Source organism: Streptomyces sp. NPDC052721 (assembly GCF_040678315.1).
Classification (GTDB): Bacteria; Actinomycetota; Actinomycetes; order Streptomycetales; family Streptomycetaceae; genus Streptomyces.
Genome location: NZ_JBFATL010000001.1, coordinates 358,170 through 376,363 on the forward strand (window position 1 = coordinate 358,170; position 18,194 = coordinate 376,363).

14 protein-coding genes and 1 riboswitch are annotated in these 18,194 nt (G+C 73.7%); of the genes, 3 read left to right on the forward strand and 11 right to left on the reverse strand.

The window, feature by feature from the left end; genetic code table 11:
* Positions 1-7: 7 nt before the first annotated feature.
* The 10 genes from cobI to AB0L21_RS01750 all read right to left on the reverse strand — a co-directional run bounded on the left by cobI (position 8) and on the right by AB0L21_RS01750 (position 13,721).
* Entirely contained in the window at positions 8-757 is a 750-nt protein-coding gene (cobI, locus tag AB0L21_RS01705; RefSeq protein WP_365781578.1) for a precorrin-2 C(20)-methyltransferase, read from the reverse strand.
* Positions 754-2,130 carry a cobyrinate a,c-diamide synthase gene (locus AB0L21_RS01710; RefSeq protein ID WP_365781580.1) on the reverse strand — a complete coding sequence of 459 codons (1,377 nt, stop codon included), beginning with the start codon at positions 2,128-2,130 and terminating at the stop codon, positions 754-756. Before AB0L21_RS01710 ends, cobI begins: the two co-directional genes overlap by 4 nt.
* Positions 2,130-2,729 (reverse strand): cob(I)yrinic acid a,c-diamide adenosyltransferase, encoded by a 600-nt coding sequence (gene cobO, locus AB0L21_RS01715; RefSeq protein ID WP_014671916.1) that lies wholly within the window; start codon positions 2,727-2,729, stop codon positions 2,130-2,132. Before cobO ends, AB0L21_RS01710 begins: the two co-directional genes overlap by 1 nt.
* Positions 2,729-4,735: a putative cobaltochelatase gene (locus AB0L21_RS01720; protein WP_365781582.1), complete on the reverse strand. Its 2,007-nt coding sequence runs from the start codon at positions 4,733-4,735 to the stop codon at positions 2,729-2,731. Before AB0L21_RS01720 ends, cobO begins: the two co-directional genes overlap by 1 nt.
* Positions 4,732-8,382, reverse strand: a complete 3,651-nt coding sequence (gene cobN, locus AB0L21_RS01725) for a cobaltochelatase subunit CobN (RefSeq protein WP_365781584.1) — start codon at positions 8,380-8,382, stop codon at positions 4,732-4,734. Before cobN ends, AB0L21_RS01720 begins: the two co-directional genes overlap by 4 nt.
* Positions 8,379-9,887: a cobyric acid synthase gene (locus AB0L21_RS01730; protein ID WP_365698895.1), complete on the reverse strand. Its 1,509-nt coding sequence runs from the start codon at positions 9,885-9,887 to the stop codon at positions 8,379-8,381. Before AB0L21_RS01730 ends, cobN begins: the two co-directional genes overlap by 4 nt.
* The gene (locus AB0L21_RS01735; protein WP_365781586.1) at positions 9,884-10,828 is read right to left on the reverse strand and encodes a cobalamin biosynthesis protein; all 945 of its coding nucleotides are present in this window, start codon (positions 10,826-10,828) and stop codon (positions 9,884-9,886) included. The genes AB0L21_RS01730 and AB0L21_RS01735 overlap by 4 nt, the downstream gene beginning before the upstream one ends.
* 100 nt (positions 10,829-10,928) lie before the next feature.
* Positions 10,929-11,070, reverse strand: a riboswitch (cobalamin riboswitch).
* Between the two features lie 158 nt (positions 11,071-11,228).
* Positions 11,229-11,456 (reverse strand): hypothetical protein, encoded by a 228-nt coding sequence (locus tag AB0L21_RS01740; protein WP_365698897.1) that lies wholly within the window; start codon positions 11,454-11,456, stop codon positions 11,229-11,231.
* A gap of 34 nt (positions 11,457-11,490) precedes the next feature.
* A complete protein-coding gene (locus AB0L21_RS01745; RefSeq protein ID WP_365781588.1) occupies positions 11,491-12,744 on the reverse strand; it encodes an inorganic phosphate transporter in 1,254 nt (417 codons plus the stop codon).
* A 143-nt stretch (positions 12,745-12,887) separates the two neighbouring features.
* Positions 12,888-13,721: a lysozyme gene (locus tag AB0L21_RS01750; RefSeq protein ID WP_365781590.1), complete on the reverse strand. Its 834-nt coding sequence runs from the start codon at positions 13,719-13,721 to the stop codon at positions 12,888-12,890.
* A 190-nt stretch (positions 13,722-13,911) separates the two neighbouring features.
* Here AB0L21_RS01750 and AB0L21_RS01755 point away from each other — a divergent pair, with 190 nt between their 5' ends.
* From AB0L21_RS01755 to AB0L21_RS01765, 3 genes are all read left to right on the forward strand, one after another.
* Positions 13,912-14,667, forward strand: coding sequence for a class II aldolase/adducin family protein (locus AB0L21_RS01755; protein ID WP_365781592.1), 756 nt, complete (start codon positions 13,912-13,914; stop codon positions 14,665-14,667).
* Positions 14,668-14,800: 133 nt separating this feature from the next.
* Positions 14,801-15,928 carry an alpha/beta fold hydrolase gene (locus AB0L21_RS01760; RefSeq protein WP_365781594.1) on the forward strand — a complete coding sequence of 376 codons (1,128 nt, stop codon included), beginning with the start codon at positions 14,801-14,803 and terminating at the stop codon, positions 15,926-15,928.
* Between the two features lie 217 nt (positions 15,929-16,145).
* Positions 16,146-17,564 carry a hypothetical protein gene (locus AB0L21_RS01765; RefSeq protein ID WP_365781596.1) on the forward strand — a complete coding sequence of 473 codons (1,419 nt, stop codon included), beginning with the start codon at positions 16,146-16,148 and terminating at the stop codon, positions 17,562-17,564.
* Between the two features lie 37 nt (positions 17,565-17,601).
* On the opposite strand, the gene AB0L21_RS01770 is transcribed toward AB0L21_RS01765, so the two are convergent.
* Positions 17,602-18,018, reverse strand: coding sequence for a VOC family protein (locus tag AB0L21_RS01770; RefSeq protein ID WP_365781598.1), 417 nt, complete (start codon positions 18,016-18,018; stop codon positions 17,602-17,604).
* Positions 18,019-18,194: the final 176 nt, after the last annotated feature.

An 18,194-nucleotide genomic window follows, 5' to 3' on the forward strand; every position in this document is an offset into this window, starting at 1 on the left:
GGCCGTGTCACAGCTTTCCGCCCCGGCCGCCGTCCCGGCGCGGCGGCGCGATCAGGGTCGACAGATACGGCAGCGGTGTCCCGTCCAGCTCGGCGGCCGGCCGTACCGACTCCTCCGCCAGCCCCAGCGCCGACCCCCACACCGCGTCCCCGAGCCGCCCGGTCTCCCGCAGCGCCTCCGCGACCTCGGCGGCCTGCCGCCCGAACTTGTACGCCACCACCGTCCCCGGCCCGGCCAGCGCCTCCTTCAGCACCGCCGACCCGGCCGTCACCGGTACGAGGGTCAGCGGCTCGGTGCCCTCGGTCAGTACGGCCCCGGACCGCGCCGCGAGATCCTGCATGGCGGTGATCCCGGGCACGGTCTCCACGCTGACACCCGGCACCAGTTCCACGATGGTCTGCGCGAGATAGGTGAACGTCGAGTAAACGTTCGGGTCCCCGATGGTGGCGAACGCGACCGACGCGTGCGCTTCCAGCAGTTCGGCGACCCGCTGCCCGGCCGCGTCCCAGGCCGCCTCGCGCCGGGCCCGGTCGTTCCGCTCGTTCAGCGCGAACACCACCCGGACGACCTTCTCCCCGGGCACGTAGTGCAACACGGTCGCCTCGGCGCGCCCGGGCTCCCCCCCGTCCTTTCCATCAGCCGCAGCCATGACGGGTACGACGACGACATCGGCGGCCCGCAGCGCGTTGACCCCCTTCACGGTCACCAGCTCCGGATCACCGGGACCGACCCCGACTCCGACCAGCCTGCTGCTCATGACGTCCGGCACCTCTCCACGAACCGACGGGCGACACCGGGCTCGGACGCCCAGTGCGTGTGCAGATAACTCGCGTGCACGCCCTGCTGTACGAAACCTTCGACCCGCCGGACCGGGGCCCGTACACCCCAGGCGGGGGCGGCACCGGCGCCCGGCTCGACGACGGTGCGATGGAACTCGTGGCCCCGCATCCGCGTCCCGGCCGCCGCCAGCACACTGTCGCCGACGGCCACGGCGTCCCGGTAGCCGAGGGTCAGCCGTTCGGTCATCCGCGCGGTGGCATCGAGCACGCCGCACATGGGTCGGCCGTCCAGCTCCCGGCAGAGGTAGAGCAGTCCTGCGCATTCGGCGGCCATGGGGGCGCCGGAGGACGCGAGGTCGGCGACGGCCTTGCGCAGTGGCTCGTTGGCGGACAGCTCGGCGGCGTACACCTCGGGGAAACCGCCCCCGATGACCAGCCCGGCAGTGTCTTCGGGCAGTTGCTCATCCTTGACCGGATCGAAGGGGACGACCTCGGCACCGGCGGCGGTGAGCAACTCGGTGTGCTCGGCGTAGGAGAAGGTGAACGCCTTCCCGCCGGCAACGGCGACTACGGGCCCGCGCTTCTCGGCCGACCGAGACGGGTGGTCGTGGGTGGACGACTCGGGGGTCCAGGGGGCGGAGCCCCCTGGGAGGGCACCGGCACTCCGGGCGAGTGCCTCCAGCGCGTCCAGGTCACACCCTCGTACCACCTGGTCAGCCATCGAAGCCACCGCTTCGACCGCCGCAGCACGCCGTTCGGCGACCGGTACCAGCCCCAGGTGCCGCGACGGCGTCTCCACCTGGGCCACCCGTCGCAGCACCCCGAGAACGGGCACCCCCGCCGAATCCAGCGCCTCCCGGAGAAGTTCCTCATGCCGATCGGACCCGACCTTGTTCAGGATCACCCCCCCGACCCGCACCTCCGGGTCCCAGGAAGCGAACCCGTGTACCAGCGCCGCCACCGACCGCGACTGCGACGAGGCGTCCACGACGAGCACCACCGGCGCCCGCAGCAGCTTGGCGACGTGCGCGGTGGACGCCAGCTCACCTTCGCCGGCGGCCCCGTCGTACAGCCCCATCACGCCTTCGACCACGGCGAGGTCACACCCCCGCGCCCCGTGCAGGAACAGCGGTGCGATCAGCTCCGGCCCGCACAGGTACGCGTCGAGGTTGCGCCCCACCCGCCCGGTCGCCAGGGCGTGGTACCCGGGGTCGATGTAGTCCGGCCCGACCTTGTGCGGGGACACGGCGAGTCCCCGCGCGGCGAACGCGGCCATCAGCCCCGTGGCGACGGTGGTCTTGCCGCTGCCCGAGGAGGGCGCGGCGATGACCAGCCGAGGCACCGACGACATCACCACTCGATGCCCTTCTGGCCCTTCTGTCCCACGTCCATGGGGTGCTTGACCTTGGACATGTCGGTGACGAGGTCGGCGAAGTCCACCAGTTTCTCCGGCGCGTTCCGCCCGGTGATCACCACGTGCTGGGTGCCGGGACGGCCGCGCAGCACGTCGATGACCTCGTCGGTGTCGACCCAGCCCCAGTGCATCGGGTACGCGAACTCATCGAGCACGTACAGCCGGTACGTCTCGGCGGCCAGGTCCCGCTTGACCTGCTCCCAGCCCTCGCGGGCCTTCTCCTCGTTGTCCATCTGCGCGTCCCTCTGGACCCACGACCAGCCCTCGCCCATCTTGTGCCAGTCGACGGTGCCGCCCTCGCCGGAGGCGCCGAGCACCCGGAGCGCGTTCTCCTCGCCGACCTTCCACTTCGCCGACTTGACGAACTGGAACACCCCGATGGGCCACCCCTGGTTCCAGGCGCGCAGCGCGAGCCCGAACGCGGCGGTGGACTTGCCCTTGCCGACGCCCGTGTGCACGACGACCAGCGGACGGTTCCGTCGCTGACGGGTCGTCAGCCCGTCGTCCGGTACGACACTCGGCTGTCCCTGCGGCATTACGCGGCCCTCCTCGACGTCCCCTGCACATCCCTGACCAGCCCGGCGATCGAGTCGGCCCGCAGCTCGTCCAGCGTGACGGCCGTACCGCCCAGCTCACCGGCCAGCTGCCCGGCGAGCCCGAGCCGCACCGGTCCCGACTCGCAGTCCACGACCACCGAGGCGACCTGCTCGGCCGCGAACAGCCGCGCCGCCCGCCCGGCGAGGGCCACCGGCTCCGGGCCACCGGTCGCCCGGCCGTCGGTCACCACGACCACCAGCGCCCGGCGCGCCGGGTCCCGCAGCCGCTCCACGCGCAGCACCTCGCGCGCCTTCAGCAGCCCGGCGGCGAGCGGCGTACGCCCTCCGGTCGGCAGCGACTCCAGCCGCGCGGCGGCGGCGTCGACGGAGGACGTCGGCGGCAGCGCGACCTCGGCCGCAGCCCCCCGGAAGGTCACGAGCCCCACCTTGTCCCGCCGCTGGTAGGCGTCCAGCAGCAGCGACAGCACGGCGCCCTTCACGGCACTCATCCGCTGCCGTGCCGCCATCGATCCCGAGGCGTCCACCACGAACAGCACGAGGTTCCCCTCACGCCCCTCACGGACCGCCTGCCGCAGATCGTCCCGCCGCACCACCAGCCCCGGCCCGGACCTGCCCCGCGCCCGCTGATGCGGCGCGGCGGCTTGTACGGTCGCCGCCAGATGCAGCTTGGTCAGCGTCCCCTGGGGCCGCCGGGCCCCGGTGGTCCGCCCGTGCTCGGTCCGCGCCCGCGACCGCCGTCCGGCGGCACCCTCACCGATGCCGGGCACCGTCAGCGCCTTGGCACGGAAGGGTTCGGCGGCCCGTACGGCCGACTGCTCCTGCCCGCCGGACGTCTGCGGCTGCCCGCCCTCACCGGCCTCGGGCCGCGCGGCGCCGCCGCCGTCGTCCTGCGGGCCGCTGTCGGGCGCCGGCTGCCCGCCGCCCCCGCCCGGACCGCCCGGGTCGTCGTCGCCGTCCCCGTCGTCCGCGTCGTCCCCGGAGAACTGCTCCAGCGTCTCGTCCAGCTTGTCCTCGTCCAGACCCGGCGCGTCGAACGGGTTCCGCCGCCTGCGGTGGGGGAGCGCCAGCAGCGCGGCCTGCCGCACGTCCTCCGCGAGCACATCGGTGCGCCCGGCCCACGCGGCCAGCGCGGTCGCCGTACGCGCCATCACGATGTCGGCGCGCATGCCGTCCACCTCGAAGGCCGCGCATGTCGCGGCGATCTGCCGCAGCGCCCCGTCGCCCAGCCGCACCTGCGGCAACAACTCCCGCGCCGCCACGATCCGCTGCCGTACGGCGGCCTCCTCGCCGGCCCAGCGTGCGGCGAAGGCGGCCGGATCGTCGTCGTACGCCAGCCGGCGCCGGACGACCTCCACCCGCTGCTCCGGCTCCCGGGAGGCCGCGACCTCCACGGTCAGCCCGAACCGGTCCAGCAACTGCGGGCGCAGTTCGCCCTCTTCGGGGTTCATGGTCCCGACGAGCAGGAACCGGGCCGCGTGCCGCACGGACACACCCTCGCGTTCCACGTACGAGGCACCCATCGCCGCCGCGTCCAGCAGCAGGTCGACCAGGTGGTCGTGGAGCAGGTTCACTTCGTCGACGTAGAGGATGCCCCGGTGCGCGTCGGCCAGCAGGCCCGGCTCGAAGGCCTTCACGCCCTCGGCCAGCGCCCGCTCGATGTCGAGGGCGCCCACGAGCCGGTCCTCGGAGGCGCCGACGGGCAGCTCGACCATCCGCGCGGGCCGCTCCACGCCGTCGCCGGCCTCGTGCGGCCCGTCCGGGCAGCCGGGGTCGGGGGAGGCCGGATCACATGAGAACCGGCACCCGGGGACCACGGCCACCTCCGGCAGCAGCGCTGAGAGCGCCCGTACCGCCGTGGACTTCGCGGTGCCCTTCTCACCGCGCACCAGCACACCGCCGACCGCCGGCGACACGGCGTTCAGCAGCAGCGCGAGCCGCAGATCGTCCTGGCCGACGACGGCCGTAAAGGGGAACGGGGTGGTCACTGGTCGCCCTCCAAGTCGCCTTCCAGCTCCAGATAGGTGGCGCGCAGCCGCTCCAGCGTGTCCGCGTCCGGCTCCGCCCACAGGCCACGGTCCGCCGCCTCCAGCAGCCGCTCGGTGATCCCGCGCAGCGCCCACGGGTTGGACTTCTTCATGAAGTCCCGGTTCTCCGGGTCGAAGACGTACTCGGCGCTGAGCTTCTCGTACATCCAGTCGTCGACCACGCCCGCCGTCGCGTCGTAGCCGAACAGGTAGTCCACGGTCGCCGCCATCTCGAAGGCGCCCTTGTAGCCGTGCCGGCGCATGGCCGCCATCCAGCGCGGGTTGACCACGCGTGCCCGGAACACGCGGTGCGTCTCCTCGCCCAGCGTCCGCGTCCTCACCTGGTCCGGTACGGCCGAATCGCCCACGTACGCCTCGGGGTTGGCGCCCGTCAGGTGCCGGACCATGGCGACCATGCCGCCGTGGTACTGGAAGTAGTCGTCGGCGTCGACCAGGTCGTGCTCACGGGTGTCGACGTTCTTCGCCGCCACCGCGATCCGCTTGAACGCCGTCTCCATGTCCCCGCGCGCCGCCCGCCCGTCGAGCCCGCGCCCGTAGGCGTAGCCGCCCCAGACGGCGTACACCTCGGCCAGGTCCGCGTCGCTGCGCCAGTTCCGCGCGTCGATCAGCGGCAGCAGACCGGCGCCGTACGCACCCGGCTTCGAGCCGAAGATACGGGCCGTGGCCCGGCGCCGGTCGCCGTGCTCGGCCGCGTCCTCCTCCACGTGCGCCCGCACATAGTTGGACTCGGCCGGCTCCTCCAGTTCCGCCACCGCCCGCACCGCGTCGTCGATCAGCCCGACCACGTGCGGGAACGCGTCGCGGAAGAATCCGGAGATGCGGACGGTGACGTCGATGCGAGGGCGCGCCAGCTCCGCGAGCGGGACCACCTCGAAGCCCGTCACCCGGCGCGAGGCGTCGTCCCACACCGGACGGCAGCCCAGCAGCGCCAGGATCTCGGCGATGTCGTCACCCTGGGTGCGCATCGCGGACGTGCCCCACACCGTGAGCCCCACCGACTTGGGGTACTCCCCGGTGTCGCTCAGATAGCGCTGCACCAGCGAGTCCGCCAGCGACTGGCCGACATCCCAGCTCAGCCGGGACGGGATCGCCTTGGGGTCGACCGAGTAGAAGTTGCGGCCCGTCGGCAGGACGTTGACCAGACCACGGGTCGGGGAGCCCGACGGGCCCGCCGGGACGTAACCGCCGTCCAGGGCCCGCAGGATGTGCCCGATCTCGTCGGTGGTCCGCGCCAGCCGGGGGACGACCTCGTCGCACGCGAACTCCAGCACGGCGACCGCGTCGGGGAGTTCGGCGCCGAGCACGCCCCGCAGGACGGCGGGGACGGCCGTACGGTCCCACGCCCGCGCCTCCATGCCCTCCGCGATCCGCCGGCACAGCTGCTCCAGCAGGTCGATGGTGTCGGCGGCGGTCCGGGACGGCCCGTCGACCAGGTCCGTCAGCTCGACCGGCACCTTCACCGGGGCGCCCGGCTCGGCCAGCAACTCCTTCTCCACCAGGCCGAAACGCGCCGCCAGCGCGGCCCGCAGACCGGGCAGCGCGTTCGCCTGGCCGCCCCACACCTGGGAGGCGCGCAGCACCGCCAGCACGAGGTTCACGCGCGGCTCGCCGACCGGGCCGCCGCCGAGGATGTGCAGGCCGTCGCGGATCTGCACGTCCTTGATCTCGCACAGATAGCCGTCGATGTGCATGACGAACTCGTCGAACGCGTCGTCGTCCGGCTGCTCGTCCACGTGCAGGTCATGGTGCAGCTCCGCCGCCTTGACCAGGGTCCAGATCTGGGCGCGGACCGCCGGGGCCTTCACCGGGTCCAGGTCGGAGACGAGCGCGTACTCGTCCAGCAGCTGCTCCAGCTTGGCCAGATCGCCGTAGGTGTCCGCGCGGGCCATCGGCGGCACCAGGTGGTCGACCACCGTGGCGTGTCCGCGCCGCTTGGCCTGGGTGCCCTCGCCGGGGTCGTTGACGATGAACGGGTAGACGAGCGGCAGGTCGCCGAGAACGGCGTCCGGAGCGCAGCCCCGGGACAGCCCGAGTCCCTTGCCCGGCAGCCACTCCATCGTGCCGTGCTTGCCCATGTGCACGATCGCGTCGGCGCCGAAACTGTTCTCCAGCCAGCGGTAGGCCGCCATGTAGTGGTGGGAGGGCGGCATGTCGGGGTCGTGGTAGATGGCGATCGGGTTCTCGCCGAAGCCGCGCGGCGGCTGGATCATGACCACGACGTTCCCGTACTGGAGCGAGGCCAGGACGATGTCGTCGCCGTCCACGTAGAGGCTGCCCGGCGGCTCGCCCCACGCCTCCCGCATGGCTTCCTTGAGTGCGGGGTCGAGCTTCTCGAACCACGCCCGGTAGTCCGCCAGCGGAACCCGCGCCGGCGCCGCCGCCAGCTGGTCCTCGGTCAGCCACTCCACGTCGTGACCACCGGCCTCGATCAGCCGGTGGATCAGCTCGTCGCCACCGGAGGGGTACTCGGTGACCCCGTACCCGGCGTCCCGCAGCGCGTCCAGCACCCGGACCGCCGACGCGGGCGTGTCCAGCCCGACCGCGTTGCCGACCCGTGAGTGCTTGGTCGGGTACGCCGTGAAGACCAGTGCGATCTTCTTCTCCGCGTTCGGCTTGTGCTTCAGCCGGGCGTGCCGGAGGGCGATCCCGGCCACGCGGGCGGCCCGCTCGGGGTCGGCGACGTACACCGGCACGTCGTCGGGGCCCTGCTCCTTGAAGGAGAACGGCACGGTGATCAGCCGGCCGTCGAACTCCGGGATCGCGACCTGCATGGCCGCGTCCATGGGGGACAGGGCCGCGTCGGAATCCTCCCACGCGGCCCGCGAGGAGGTGAGGCAGAGCCCTTGCAGCACGGGGACGTTCAGGTCGGCGAGCGCGCCGATGTCCCAGGACTCCTCCTCGCCGCCCGCCGACGCCTGGGAGGCGTGCGTGCCGCCGGCCGCGAGCACCGTGGCCACGAGCGCGTCGGCCCGGCCCAGCAGCTCGTACAGCGCGGGGTCCGCGCCACGCAGCGAACCGCAGTACACCGGAAGGGCGTTGCCGCCCCGCGCCTCGATCGCCTCGCACAGGGTGTCCACGAAGGCGGTGTTGCCGCTCAGTTCGTGCGCCCGGTAGAAGAGCACGCCCACGGTCGGCCGGCCGTCCCGGATCCCGTACGCCCCGTGCACGCCGAACTCCGGCATCCGGCGCGGCTCCTCGAAGCCCTCACCGGTCAGCAGCACGGTGTCCGACAGGAACCGGGACAGTTCCAGCAGGTTCTCGGGACCGCCCTCCACCAGGTACTTCAGCGCCTCCGCGACCACGCCGGCCGGCACGGACGACTCCGCCATCAGCTCGGCGTCCGGTACGGCCTCGCCGCCGAGCAGCACGGTCGGGACACCGGACGCCTTCAGCGCGGCCAGCCCGTCCTCCCAGGCCCGCTTGCCGCCCAGCAGCCGTACGACGGCGAGGTCCGCGCCCTCGATCAGGCCCGGCAGCTCCCCGGAGACGTCGACACGGGTGGGGTTGCCGATGCGGTAGCCGGCGCCGGACGCCCGGGCGGCCAGCAGATCCGTGTCGGCGGTCGACAACAACAACACTGTGCTCATGCGGGCGCTCCCGGTGGAATGAAAGGCAGTCCTTGCGGCGCGCCCGACTCGATGAGCCGCCACAGCGCGTCCGTGTCCGCGTGCTGTTCGATCAGGTCGCCGAGCCGGTCGAGCTGTTCCTCGCGCAGCGCGGCGAAGGAGGTGTCCGGCGCGGGCACGAAGCGGCGGCCCGCGGCGGCGGCCACCTCGCGCAGGAAGGCCCGCCGGAAGCCGTCCGACTCCAGCGAGCCGTGCCAGTGGGTGCCCCAGGTCTGGCCGACCCGGCAGCCGTCCAGGAAGGCTTCGCCCCCGTCGACGGTGGCCACCCCGTGGTGGATCTCGTAGCCGTCGACCCGTTCGCCGAGGGCTTCGCCGCTGGGCCGGGTGAGGGTCTTCTCGCGGGCGAACCGCACCCGGACGGGCAGGATGCCGAGCCCGTCGACATGGCCGCGCCGGCTCTCGACGTCGTCCTCGATGTGCTCGCCGAGGATCTGGAAGCCGCCGCAGACGCCGAGGACGGGGCGTTGTTCGGCGGCCCGGCGGACGAGCGCGTCCGCCAGCCCGCGTTCCCGCAGCCACTCCAGCGCCCGTACGGTCCCCCGTGTGCCCGGGACGACGACGAGATCGGCGTCCGCGAGCTCCTCCGGGCGGTCCACGAACCGCACCACCACACCCGGTTCGGCGGCCAGCGCGTCCACGTCGGTGAAGTTGGACATCAGCGGGATCGCGCACACGGCGACCCGCAGCACGTCCTCGCCGACCGGGGGCGTCACGGCGGACTCGCGGACCGTGCCCCGCAGCGAGACACGCAGCCCGTCCTCCTCGTCGATGCCGAGCCCGTGCCGGAAGGGCAGCACGCCGTACGTCCGCCGCCCGGTGAGGTCCCGGAGCATGTCCAACCCCGGCTCCAGCAGGCTGACATCGCCCCGGAACTTGTTCACCAGGAACCCGGCGACCAGCTCCTGGTCCTCCGGCGAGAGCAGGGCGACGGTGCCGAAGAAGGAGGCGAACACGCCGCCGCGGTCGATGTCGCCGACGACGAGCACGGGCAGCCGCGCGTTGCGCGCGATCCCCATGTTGACGATGTCGGTCCGCCGCAGGTTGATCTCGGCCGGACTCCCCGCCCCCTCACAGATCACCGCGTCATACGTGCCCCGCAACTGAGCCAGGCAGTCCAGCACCGTGCCCAGCAGCCGCTGCTGGCGCCCGCCGTGGTACCCGCGTGCGCTCAGCTCGCCCACCGGCTTGCCCAGCAGCACCACCTGGCTGCTCTGCTCACCGCCGGGCTTGAGCAGCACCGGGTTCATCAGCGCGGTCGGCTCGACGCGGCACGCCTGCGCCTGCATGGCCTGCGCCCGGCCGATCTCCGCGCCCTCGCGCGTGACGAACGAGTTCAGGGACATGTTCTGCGCCTTGAACGGCGCGACCTTCACGCCCTGGCGGACCAGCCAGCGGCAGATGCCGGCCGTCACGACGCTCTTGCCCGCGTCGGAGGTGGTGCCGGCGACGAGGAGCCCACCGTTCACTTCCCACGTCCTTTCAGGAGGGCGCGCGCGGCGAGCGTGGTGCCGAGCGCGAGCAGGCCGACGCGGCGGGAGAGCCGTACGGCCCGGTCGATGTCGGTGACCCGGACCGGCCGTCCGGTGGCGCCGTTCAGCACCGGGCGGTGTTCGACCCGGCCGCCGTAGGAGAGCGTCCCGCCCAGGCGCACGCCGAGAGCGCCCGCGAAGGAGGCCTCCACGGGCCCGGCGTTGGGGCTCGGATGCTCCCGCGCGTCCGCCCTCCAGGCGCGCACGGCGCCCCGCGGATCGGGTCCGGCCACCGCGGCGAGTACGGCGGTCAGCCGGGCCCCCGGCCAGCCGGCGACGTCGTCCAGGCGGGCGGAGGCCCAGCCGTAGCGCCGGTGGCGGGGCGACTTGTGACCCACCATCGCGTCCAGGGTGTTGACCGCCCGGAACCCGAGCAGCCCCGGCACCCCGGCCACGGCACCCCAGAAGAGCGCGCCGACCACGGCGTCGGAGGTGTTCTCGGCGACCGACTCGACCACGGCCCGGGCGATGCCGTCGGCGTCCAGCGCCTGCGGGTCCCGGCCGCACAGATGCGGCAGCCGGGCCCGGGCGCCCTCGACGTCCCCGGCCTGAAGGGCGCGCCCGATGGCGCGGGCCTCCCGGGCGAGCGAGGTGCCGCCGACGACGGACCAGGTGGCGGCGGCGGTCAGCGCGGCGGAAGCGGTGGGGGAGGAGCGTACGGCGCGTGCGGTCAGCGTGCCGAGGGCGACGGCGCCGCCGGCGCACACGACGGTGTGCAGGGCGCCCCAGCCACGGTGGTCGTGCCACAGCGCGCGTTCCACGGCCCCGGCCGCCCGGCCGAACACGGCGACCGGATGCCCGCGGCGCGGATCGCCGAGGAGCAGGTCACCGAGGACGCCGGCGGCGGCGCCGTACGCGTATGTGCGATCGGCACCCATCGGCTCAGCCGGCCGTGGGGACAGGAACGGTCCTGGTGCGGGTCCTCGATCGGCAGCCGAGCATGGCGAAATGTGTCCTCACTCAGGGTGTCCGCGCCCTGGTTCGACGTGAATCGGCGGTGAGAGTTCCTGGCTCCCGGGGGTTCTTCCCCGGTGACAGTGGCGGGACCGCGCCGGATTCGCACCGGCTTCCTCTCCTGCCGCCTACATGGCCTGGGCAGTCCACCACGCGCCCGGAACGGCCGTCAACTTGCCTTTGACCTGGGACGCCGGACTGTGCTGAGGCCCACATCGCCGGCCCGCCGGACGGCACCGGAGGACCGGTTCGACGCCATGCGTCGGCCCCGCCGGTCCCGCTGGAGCGGGTGGCCCGGCGGGGCCGATGTCGGGTTTCGAACCGTCAGGGCTTGACGACGATCAGGTAGATCCCGTACGCCACCGCCGCCGCGCAGGCCGCGAAGCACACGTACGCGCCGGTGACGGCGAGGGCGGCGGACCCGCCCTGCGCCGCGGCCTTCTCCCGGCGGGACAGGCCGTTGATGCCGAGGGTGAACAGGGCCACCAGGCCCACCGTGAACGCGAGGCTGACGCCGAAGACGGAGCCGAGGGCCGCCCAGTCGATCTTCATGGGGGTGCTTCCTTCAGTAACCGTGTGCTCGGGGTCAGACCGCGGCGGCCGGCGGGGCGGCCGGGGCGGCGGGGGAGGGCTCGGTGGCCGGGGCGGGGATGGTGGCCGTCAGATCCTCGGTGACCATGCCCGCCGGGGGCGGGGTCACGGCGGCGATGGCGGTGGTGACCACGCCGACCGGCTCGCCGGTCTCCTCGACCACGTTGGTGTGGTCGACGACCTCGCGGCGGGAGATCTTCCAGATCGCGGCGCTCGCGGCGACCAGGAAGACGGCGACGACGGCGGTTCCCCCGTCACCGAGGTCGGTGACGGACTCGGCGACCGCGCCGACCAGCGCGGCGGCCGGGAGGGTCAGCGCCCAGGCGACGAACATGCGGGTCGCGGTGGACCAGCGGACCACACCGCCCTTGCGGCCGAGACCCGCGCCCATCACCGAGCCGGAGACGACGTGCGTGGTGGAGAGGGAGAAGCCGAGGTGGGAGGAGGCCAGGATGGCGGTCGCGGCGCTGGTCTGGGCGGCGAAGCCCTGGCGCGGCTCCAGGTCGGTCAGGCCCTTGCCCATGGTGCGGATGATGCGCCAGCCGCCGATGTAGGTGCCGAGCGCGATGGCCATGCCCGCGGACAGGATCACCCAGGTGGGAGGGTTGGAGCCGGGGGCGATGGAGCCGCCCGCGACGAGGGCGAGGGTGATGATGCCCATCGTCTTCTGCGCGTCGTTGGTGCCGTGCGCGAGGGAGACCAGGCCGGCGGAGGCGATCTGGCCGGCGCGGTAGCCCTTGCGGGTGGCCTCGCCGTCGGCGGTGCCGCCGATGCCGTAGGAGAACCGGGTGGCCAGCAGGGAGGCGAGGCCCGCGACGACCGGCGCGGCGACGGCCGGCAGCAGCACCTTGGTGACCAGGACGTCACCGTGGACGGCGCCGAAGCCGGCGGAGGCGACGGTGGCGCCGACCAGGCCGCCCATCAGGGCGTGCGAAGAGCTGGAGGGCAGGCCCACCAGCCAGGTCAGCAGGTTCCAGAGGATCGCGCCGACCAGGGCGGCGAAGATGACCTCGGGACGGATGCCGGTCTCGTCGACGAGACCCTTGGAGATCGTGTTCGCGACCTCCACGGAGAGGAAGGCGCCCACAAGGTTGAGGACGGCGGACATGGCAACCGCGATCTTCGGCTTCAGGGCGCCTGTGGAGATGGTGGTGGCCATCGCGTTCGCGGTGTCGTGGAAACCGTTCGTGAAATCGAACGCGAGAGCGGTTACCACCACAATCGCGAGGATCAGCGAGAAGCTTTCCATTTACCCAGGCAATCGTTCGAGGTCATTGGCTGGACGAACGTAGGCAACCTGGGTGAACGGAAGATGAACTGAGGCGGGCGTGAGGGTGTCAGTAACGCGCGTGTGAGGTTCCGCTTCGCGTCGTCGGCCGAAGCGGGCCTTGGCTAGTGGCCTCGCGCGAAGATCCGCAGCCGGCTCAGGGAGCCGTTGAAGAGATTCTGGTCACCCGGCAGCCTGCCCTTGACGGCGTGCTGCCAGAACGTCCAGTACCGCCAGCCGCCCGGCAGCGCCCCAGGTCGCGAGGTGCCGTGGCGGGCGATCCACAGGGCGTGCGAGGAGGAGAAGGCGCGGCTGTTCCCGGTGCACAGCTTCCACCACTGGGTTGTGGTGTAGATCACGGGGTGGCGGCCGGTCTCCTTCTCGATCTCGTCGCTGAACGACCGGATCCAGCGGACCATCCGGGCCTTGCCCAGTCCATAGCACTTGTGCTTCGCGTCGTACGGGTTGTACTCGATGTCCAGCGCGGGCGGCAGCGTCCAGCCGTCCGCCCGCCAGTCGCCGCCGTGCCGCACGAAGTACGCGGCCTGCTCGGCGCCGGAGGACCGGTCCGGCCGGGCGAAGTGGTACGCGCCCCGGATCAGGCCGGCCTCGCGGGCCCCGGCGTACTGCCCGGAGAAGTAGGGATTGCGGTAGTTCGTGGACTCGGTCGCCTTGACGTAGACGAACCGCGCGCCCTTCGCCCGGGCGGCGGCCCAGTCGACCCGCCTCTGGTGGGACGACACGTCGTGGCCTCTGGGCAGGGTTCCGGCCAGGGCCGGCAGCGCGGGCAGCCCCGGCACCACCGACAGCGCGAGCGAGGCCGGGGGTCCGTCCTTCTCCGACCCTCCGGCCGGCCTCAGGGGTCCGGCCGACGCGGTCGTGGCGGCGAGGGCGAGGACCGCCGTGGCCGCCGTGAGGACACCGGCGCGGCGGCGGACAAGGGTGCGTTCACGGGCCATGCGGCTCCCCCGGGGTGGACGTCCAGTCGGCAAGAGGGATCATTGAAGGCCCGCCCATCACCGCATCTGTGCCGATTTATGGCGTTTCGGCATGAGGTCCGCCCGTTCGGCCGTATCGTTTCGGCGCGGAACCACCGGCCCAACCGCTCTTCGCCGGTCCGGCTGGCAGGATCGCTGGCAGGATCACGGCATGGCTGAAGCGCTGCGGAACGCGGACGACGGGCACCAGGGCGGGCGGCAGGACGTGCCACAGGGCGTGGGACAGGACAGCGGGCAACGGGACGTGCCCCAAGGGGAGGTACGTCAGGACGAGGCGCGGCTCTGGGCGGAACTGACCGCGACGGCACGCCGGACCGTCGCCGACGGACTGGTCGTCGGCACCTCCGGCAACGTCTCCGCCCGTGTCGGGGACCTCGTGCTGGTCACCCCGTCCGGAGTTCCCTACGACCGGCTCACCCCGGACGACATCACCGGCGTCGACCTCACCGGACGCCAGGTGCTGGGCACGCTCGTGCCGACCAGCGAGCTGCCCCTGCACCTCGCCGTCTACCGCACCACCGACGCCCGCGCCGTCGTCCACACCCACGCCGTGCACGCGACGGCGGTCTCCACGCTCCTGCCCGAACTACCGCCGGTCCACTACATGACCGTCGCCCTCGGCGGCCCCGTCCGGGTCGCCCCCTACGCCACCTACGGCACCGGCGAACTGGCCGAGAACATGCTCCGCGCCCTCGCCGGCCGCTCCGGCTGCCTGCTCCAGAACCACGGCACGATCACCTACGGCGCCACCCTGGACCAGGCCTACGACCGCACCGCCCAGCTGGAGTGGATGTGCCGCCTGTGGCTGACGGCGTCCTCGGTGCCGGGCATGACCCCGTCCCTGCTGACGGAGGCACAACTGGCCGAGGCCGGGGAACGCTTGAAGGGGTACGGCCAACGGAGGTGACCCCTTGCTGTCCTCGATCCGCCGCGACGGCGCCCAGCCACGACGTACCCACCCGGTGGTGCCGCACCCGCCCGCACCCCGGCGGTCCTCCCCTCCGCTGGCCGGTGGCCGCGGCCCCGCCGACACTGGACCCGTGCGCACCGTCAAAGCCACCGCCGCCGGACTCACCGCGGTCCTGGCCGCCGGGATGGCGTCCGTCGCCGCCGGCCGGCTCGCCAGCGACGTCGCACTGAAGGCCCCGGCGGGCCGCCCGCTGCCCACCGAGCCCCGCCTCACCGTGCACGGCACGGCCGCCGGCCAGATCACGCTCACCCGTGACCTGGCCGCCCTGCGCCCCGGCACCTACGGCCTCGCCGGCGACGGTTCCCACGCGGTCGTCGGCCCCGTCCTGGAGGCGGCCCAGCACACCGCCGACACGGTCGTACGACGTCTGGAACGCGTCACCCACGGCACCTTCGCCCCCGGCGACGCGGTACGGCTCACCCCCAACCTGTACGTCGGCGACCCCGGCGCCGCCCTCGGCCTCGATTACGCCGACGTCGACGTGCCCGGCGAGCTGGGCGCCCTGCCCGCCTGGTTCGTGCCCGGCCAGCGGGACACCTGGGTGATCGCCGTACACGGCCTCGGCGCCACCCGGGAACACGCCATGAACGTGATGGGCTTCCTGCACGGCCGCCGGCTGCCCGTCCTCGCCCTCGCCTACCGCGGCGACCTCGGCGCCCCGCGCCCGCCGGACGGCCTGAACCACCTCGGCGACACCGAGTGGCGGGACGTCGAGGCGGCGATCCGTCACGCCGTCCGCCACGGGGCCCGCCGGGTCGTCCTGCTCGGCTGGTCCACCGGCGCCACCATGGCCCTGCGCGCCGCCGAGCACTCCGCGGTCCGGGACCGCGTCGCCGGACTCGTCCTGGACTCGCCGGTGCTCAGCTGGGAGGCGACGCTGCGGGCCCTGGCCAGGGCCCGCCACACCCCGCGGCCGCTGCTGCCGCTCGCCGTGCGGGCCGCGCAGGGCCGGGCCGGACTGCACGCCGACCGGCTCGCCGAGACCGCCGACCCCGACCGGCTCCGGGTCCCCACCCTGGTCATCCACGGCCCGGACGACCGCGTCGCCCCCTGGGAGTTCTCCCGCGGGCTCGCCCGGCGCCGCGCCGACCTGGTCGCCCTGCACACCGTCGCGCACGCCCCGCACGCGGCGATGTGGAACGCGGACCCCGAGGAGTACGAGGAGCGGCTGCGGCGGTTCCTGACCCCGCTGATGTGACCCCAGGGGCCGACAGGTGACTCCCCGGGCTTCCAGGCCGATGCGCCCCCCCGGCTCCCGGCCCGCGGACACCGGCGCGAAACATTCCGTTTAAGGCCGTACGACTGGCGGGATCGTGCCTCTCAGGCCCTTCCCGCACCCGGTGCGTTGGCCAGCCCCGTCGCCCGCCGTGACATTCCGTTTGGGTTTTCGGACCGTCAACCGGAAGACTGCACCCGTGACGTCCCGTATCCCGCGCGACTCCAGGCTCCGACTCGTCCGACCGCGACCCCTGGCCGCCGCCCCCAGAGCTGTGAACCAGCGGCGCCCACGCCGCCCCGCACCCCGGCCGCCGGAGGGCACCCCCGCCCCGGCCGAACTGGCCGGAATGGCCCGCGCCGGTCTGGCCGGCGCGGTCCGCGTCGCCCGCTGGGCCGACGCCGCACTCGGCCCCGGCCGCGCCGGTGCCACCGCCGACGGCAAGGCCACCCTCTCCGACGCCACCGCCGAACGCGCCGCCGCCGACCTCGGCCTGAGCGCCGCTCAGATCCGCGCCGACTGGGACACCGCCCGCCTCGCCGGACTCGTCGAGGTGCACGGCGACAGCGCGCGCCCCGGCTGGCGGCTGCGCGCCTGGGACCGCGACGACAGCGCCGTCCTGCGCGGCTGGGTCGCCCTCTTCGACGCCTGGTCCCTGGCCTGTCCCGAACCCGACGGGCACGAGCCGGCCGCTGTCGCCGAGGTCGTCTCGGCCATGCCCCAGGTGCTCTCCTTCCTCCAGCTGTCCGCCGGACCGGTCCCCGTCGAGCAGCTGCTCGACCTGCTCCAGCAGCGGGTCACCGAACTGCGCACCGAACGCTGCGAGGTCGCCTACGAACCCGGCACCGGACAGCCCGCCGGAGCCCCGGGCCCGGCGGACCCCGGCCCCGCCGCGGACGCCCCGCTCGCCCCCCTGCTCGACTGGGCGCTGCGGGCCCTGGCCTCCGTCGGCGCCCTCACCTACGGCGACGGCCAGGCCACCCTCACCCCGCTCGGCAACTGGGCGGTCTGGGTCAAGCTGGAGCAGATCTGCGTGGCCGCGCAGAGCCCCGCCGGCAACATCGAGCAGTCCGCCGAGGACATGCTGCGCGGCTGCGCCCAGCTCCGGCCCAACGCGGCCCGCGCCGAGTACCGCGCCTGGCTCGCCGCCCGCCCCGTCGGCAGCGCCGTCACCGAGCTGATCGCCGCCGCCCGCGGCGACGACGCCCTGCTGCGCGGGCTGGCCTTCGAGGCGCTGCGCGTCGTCGGCGCCCCCGCCGAGCCCGACGTACGGTCCGTCGTGGACGAGCCGGCCCTGCGGCCGTACGCCCTGCTGTGGCTCGCCGAGCACGACGGCGTCGACCCGGAGGACGCCCACGAGGCGCTCACCCGGGAGGAGGCCACCTGGCTGTGGGTGGACACCGCCGCCGCCGTCGCCGACCACGGCGAGGCGCCGATGCTGGTCCGGCATCTGGAGTCCGCGGTGCAGCCCACCGTGCCCCAGCTGCTCGACGAGGTCCGCGCCGTCGGCCACCCGCGCACCGTGCAGGTCCTGGTCGCGCTCGCCGCCGCCCACCCCGACCCGGCCCTGGCCAAGGCAGTGCGCCGGGCCGCGTTCCAGGTGCACACCGGGGGCTGAGCGGGAGCTCGCGCAGGAGGTGCGGCGGGGGAGCGGCTCAGACGCCGATCTCGGGGGCGTACGTCCCGAAGCTCCAGATGTTCCCCTCGGCGTCCTTGGCCATGTAGTCCCGCGAGCCGTAGTCCTGGTCCGTCGGGGGCATCAGGATCTCCACCCCGTGCTCCACGGCCCGCTGGTGGTGGGCGTCCACGTCGTCCACCACGACGTACACCCCGGCGGGTCCCGCGTCCTTCATCGCCGTGTCGAAGAGGCCGCCGCGCCCCTTGGAGCCGATCATCACCACGCCGCTGCCCTGGACCAGCTCGGCGTGCATCACCGTGCCGTCCTCCGTCTCGTACACCGACAGCTCCGTGAAGCCGAGGGCCTCCGTGAGCTGCCGGATCGCCGCCCTGGCGTCCGTGTACAGCAGCGTGGGACAGATGCCCGGCCGTGCGCCGCCACCCGTGCCTGCCATGCCGATCACTCCTTCGTGCATCGGTTCCGCCGTGCTCTTCGAGTCTCGCAGCCGCCACCGACAACGCCCCGGCGCAACGGGACGCAGCACGCCGTGGCGCCGGCCGGGTACGGCGGCGGACGAGCCGGCGGACGATCGCCCCGCCGAACGGGGGGACTCGCCGCCCCGCCCGCCCG

Coding starts and splice junctions, on each gene's coding strand:
- cobI (WP_365781578.1), bottom strand. CDS start 757: ATGAGCAGCAGGCTGGTCGGAGTCGGGGTCGGTCCCGGTGATCCGGAG.
- AB0L21_RS01710 (WP_365781580.1), bottom strand. CDS start 2,130: ATGTCGTCGGTGCCTCGGCTGGTCATCGCCGCGCCCTCCTCGGGCAGC.
- cobO (WP_014671916.1), bottom strand. CDS start 2,729: ATGCCGCAGGGACAGCCGAGTGTCGTACCGGACGACGGGCTGACGACC.
- cobN (WP_365781584.1), bottom strand. CDS start 8,382: ATGAGCACAGTGTTGTTGTTGTCGACCGCCGACACGGATCTGCTGGCC.
- AB0L21_RS01735 (WP_365781586.1), bottom strand. CDS start 10,828: ATGGGTGCCGATCGCACATACGCGTACGGCGCCGCCGCCGGCGTCCTC.
- AB0L21_RS01740 (WP_365698897.1), bottom strand. CDS start 11,456: ATGAAGATCGACTGGGCGGCCCTCGGCTCCGTCTTCGGCGTCAGCCTC.
- AB0L21_RS01745 (WP_365781588.1), bottom strand. CDS start 12,744: ATGGAAAGCTTCTCGCTGATCCTCGCGATTGTGGTGGTAACCGCTCTC.
- AB0L21_RS01750 (WP_365781590.1), bottom strand. CDS start 13,721: ATGGCCCGTGAACGCACCCTTGTCCGCCGCCGCGCCGGTGTCCTCACG.
- AB0L21_RS01755 (WP_365781592.1), top strand. CDS start 13,912: ATGGCTGAAGCGCTGCGGAACGCGGACGACGGGCACCAGGGCGGGCGG.
- AB0L21_RS01770 (WP_365781598.1), bottom strand. CDS start 18,018: ATGGCAGGCACGGGTGGCGGCGCACGGCCGGGCATCTGTCCCACGCTG.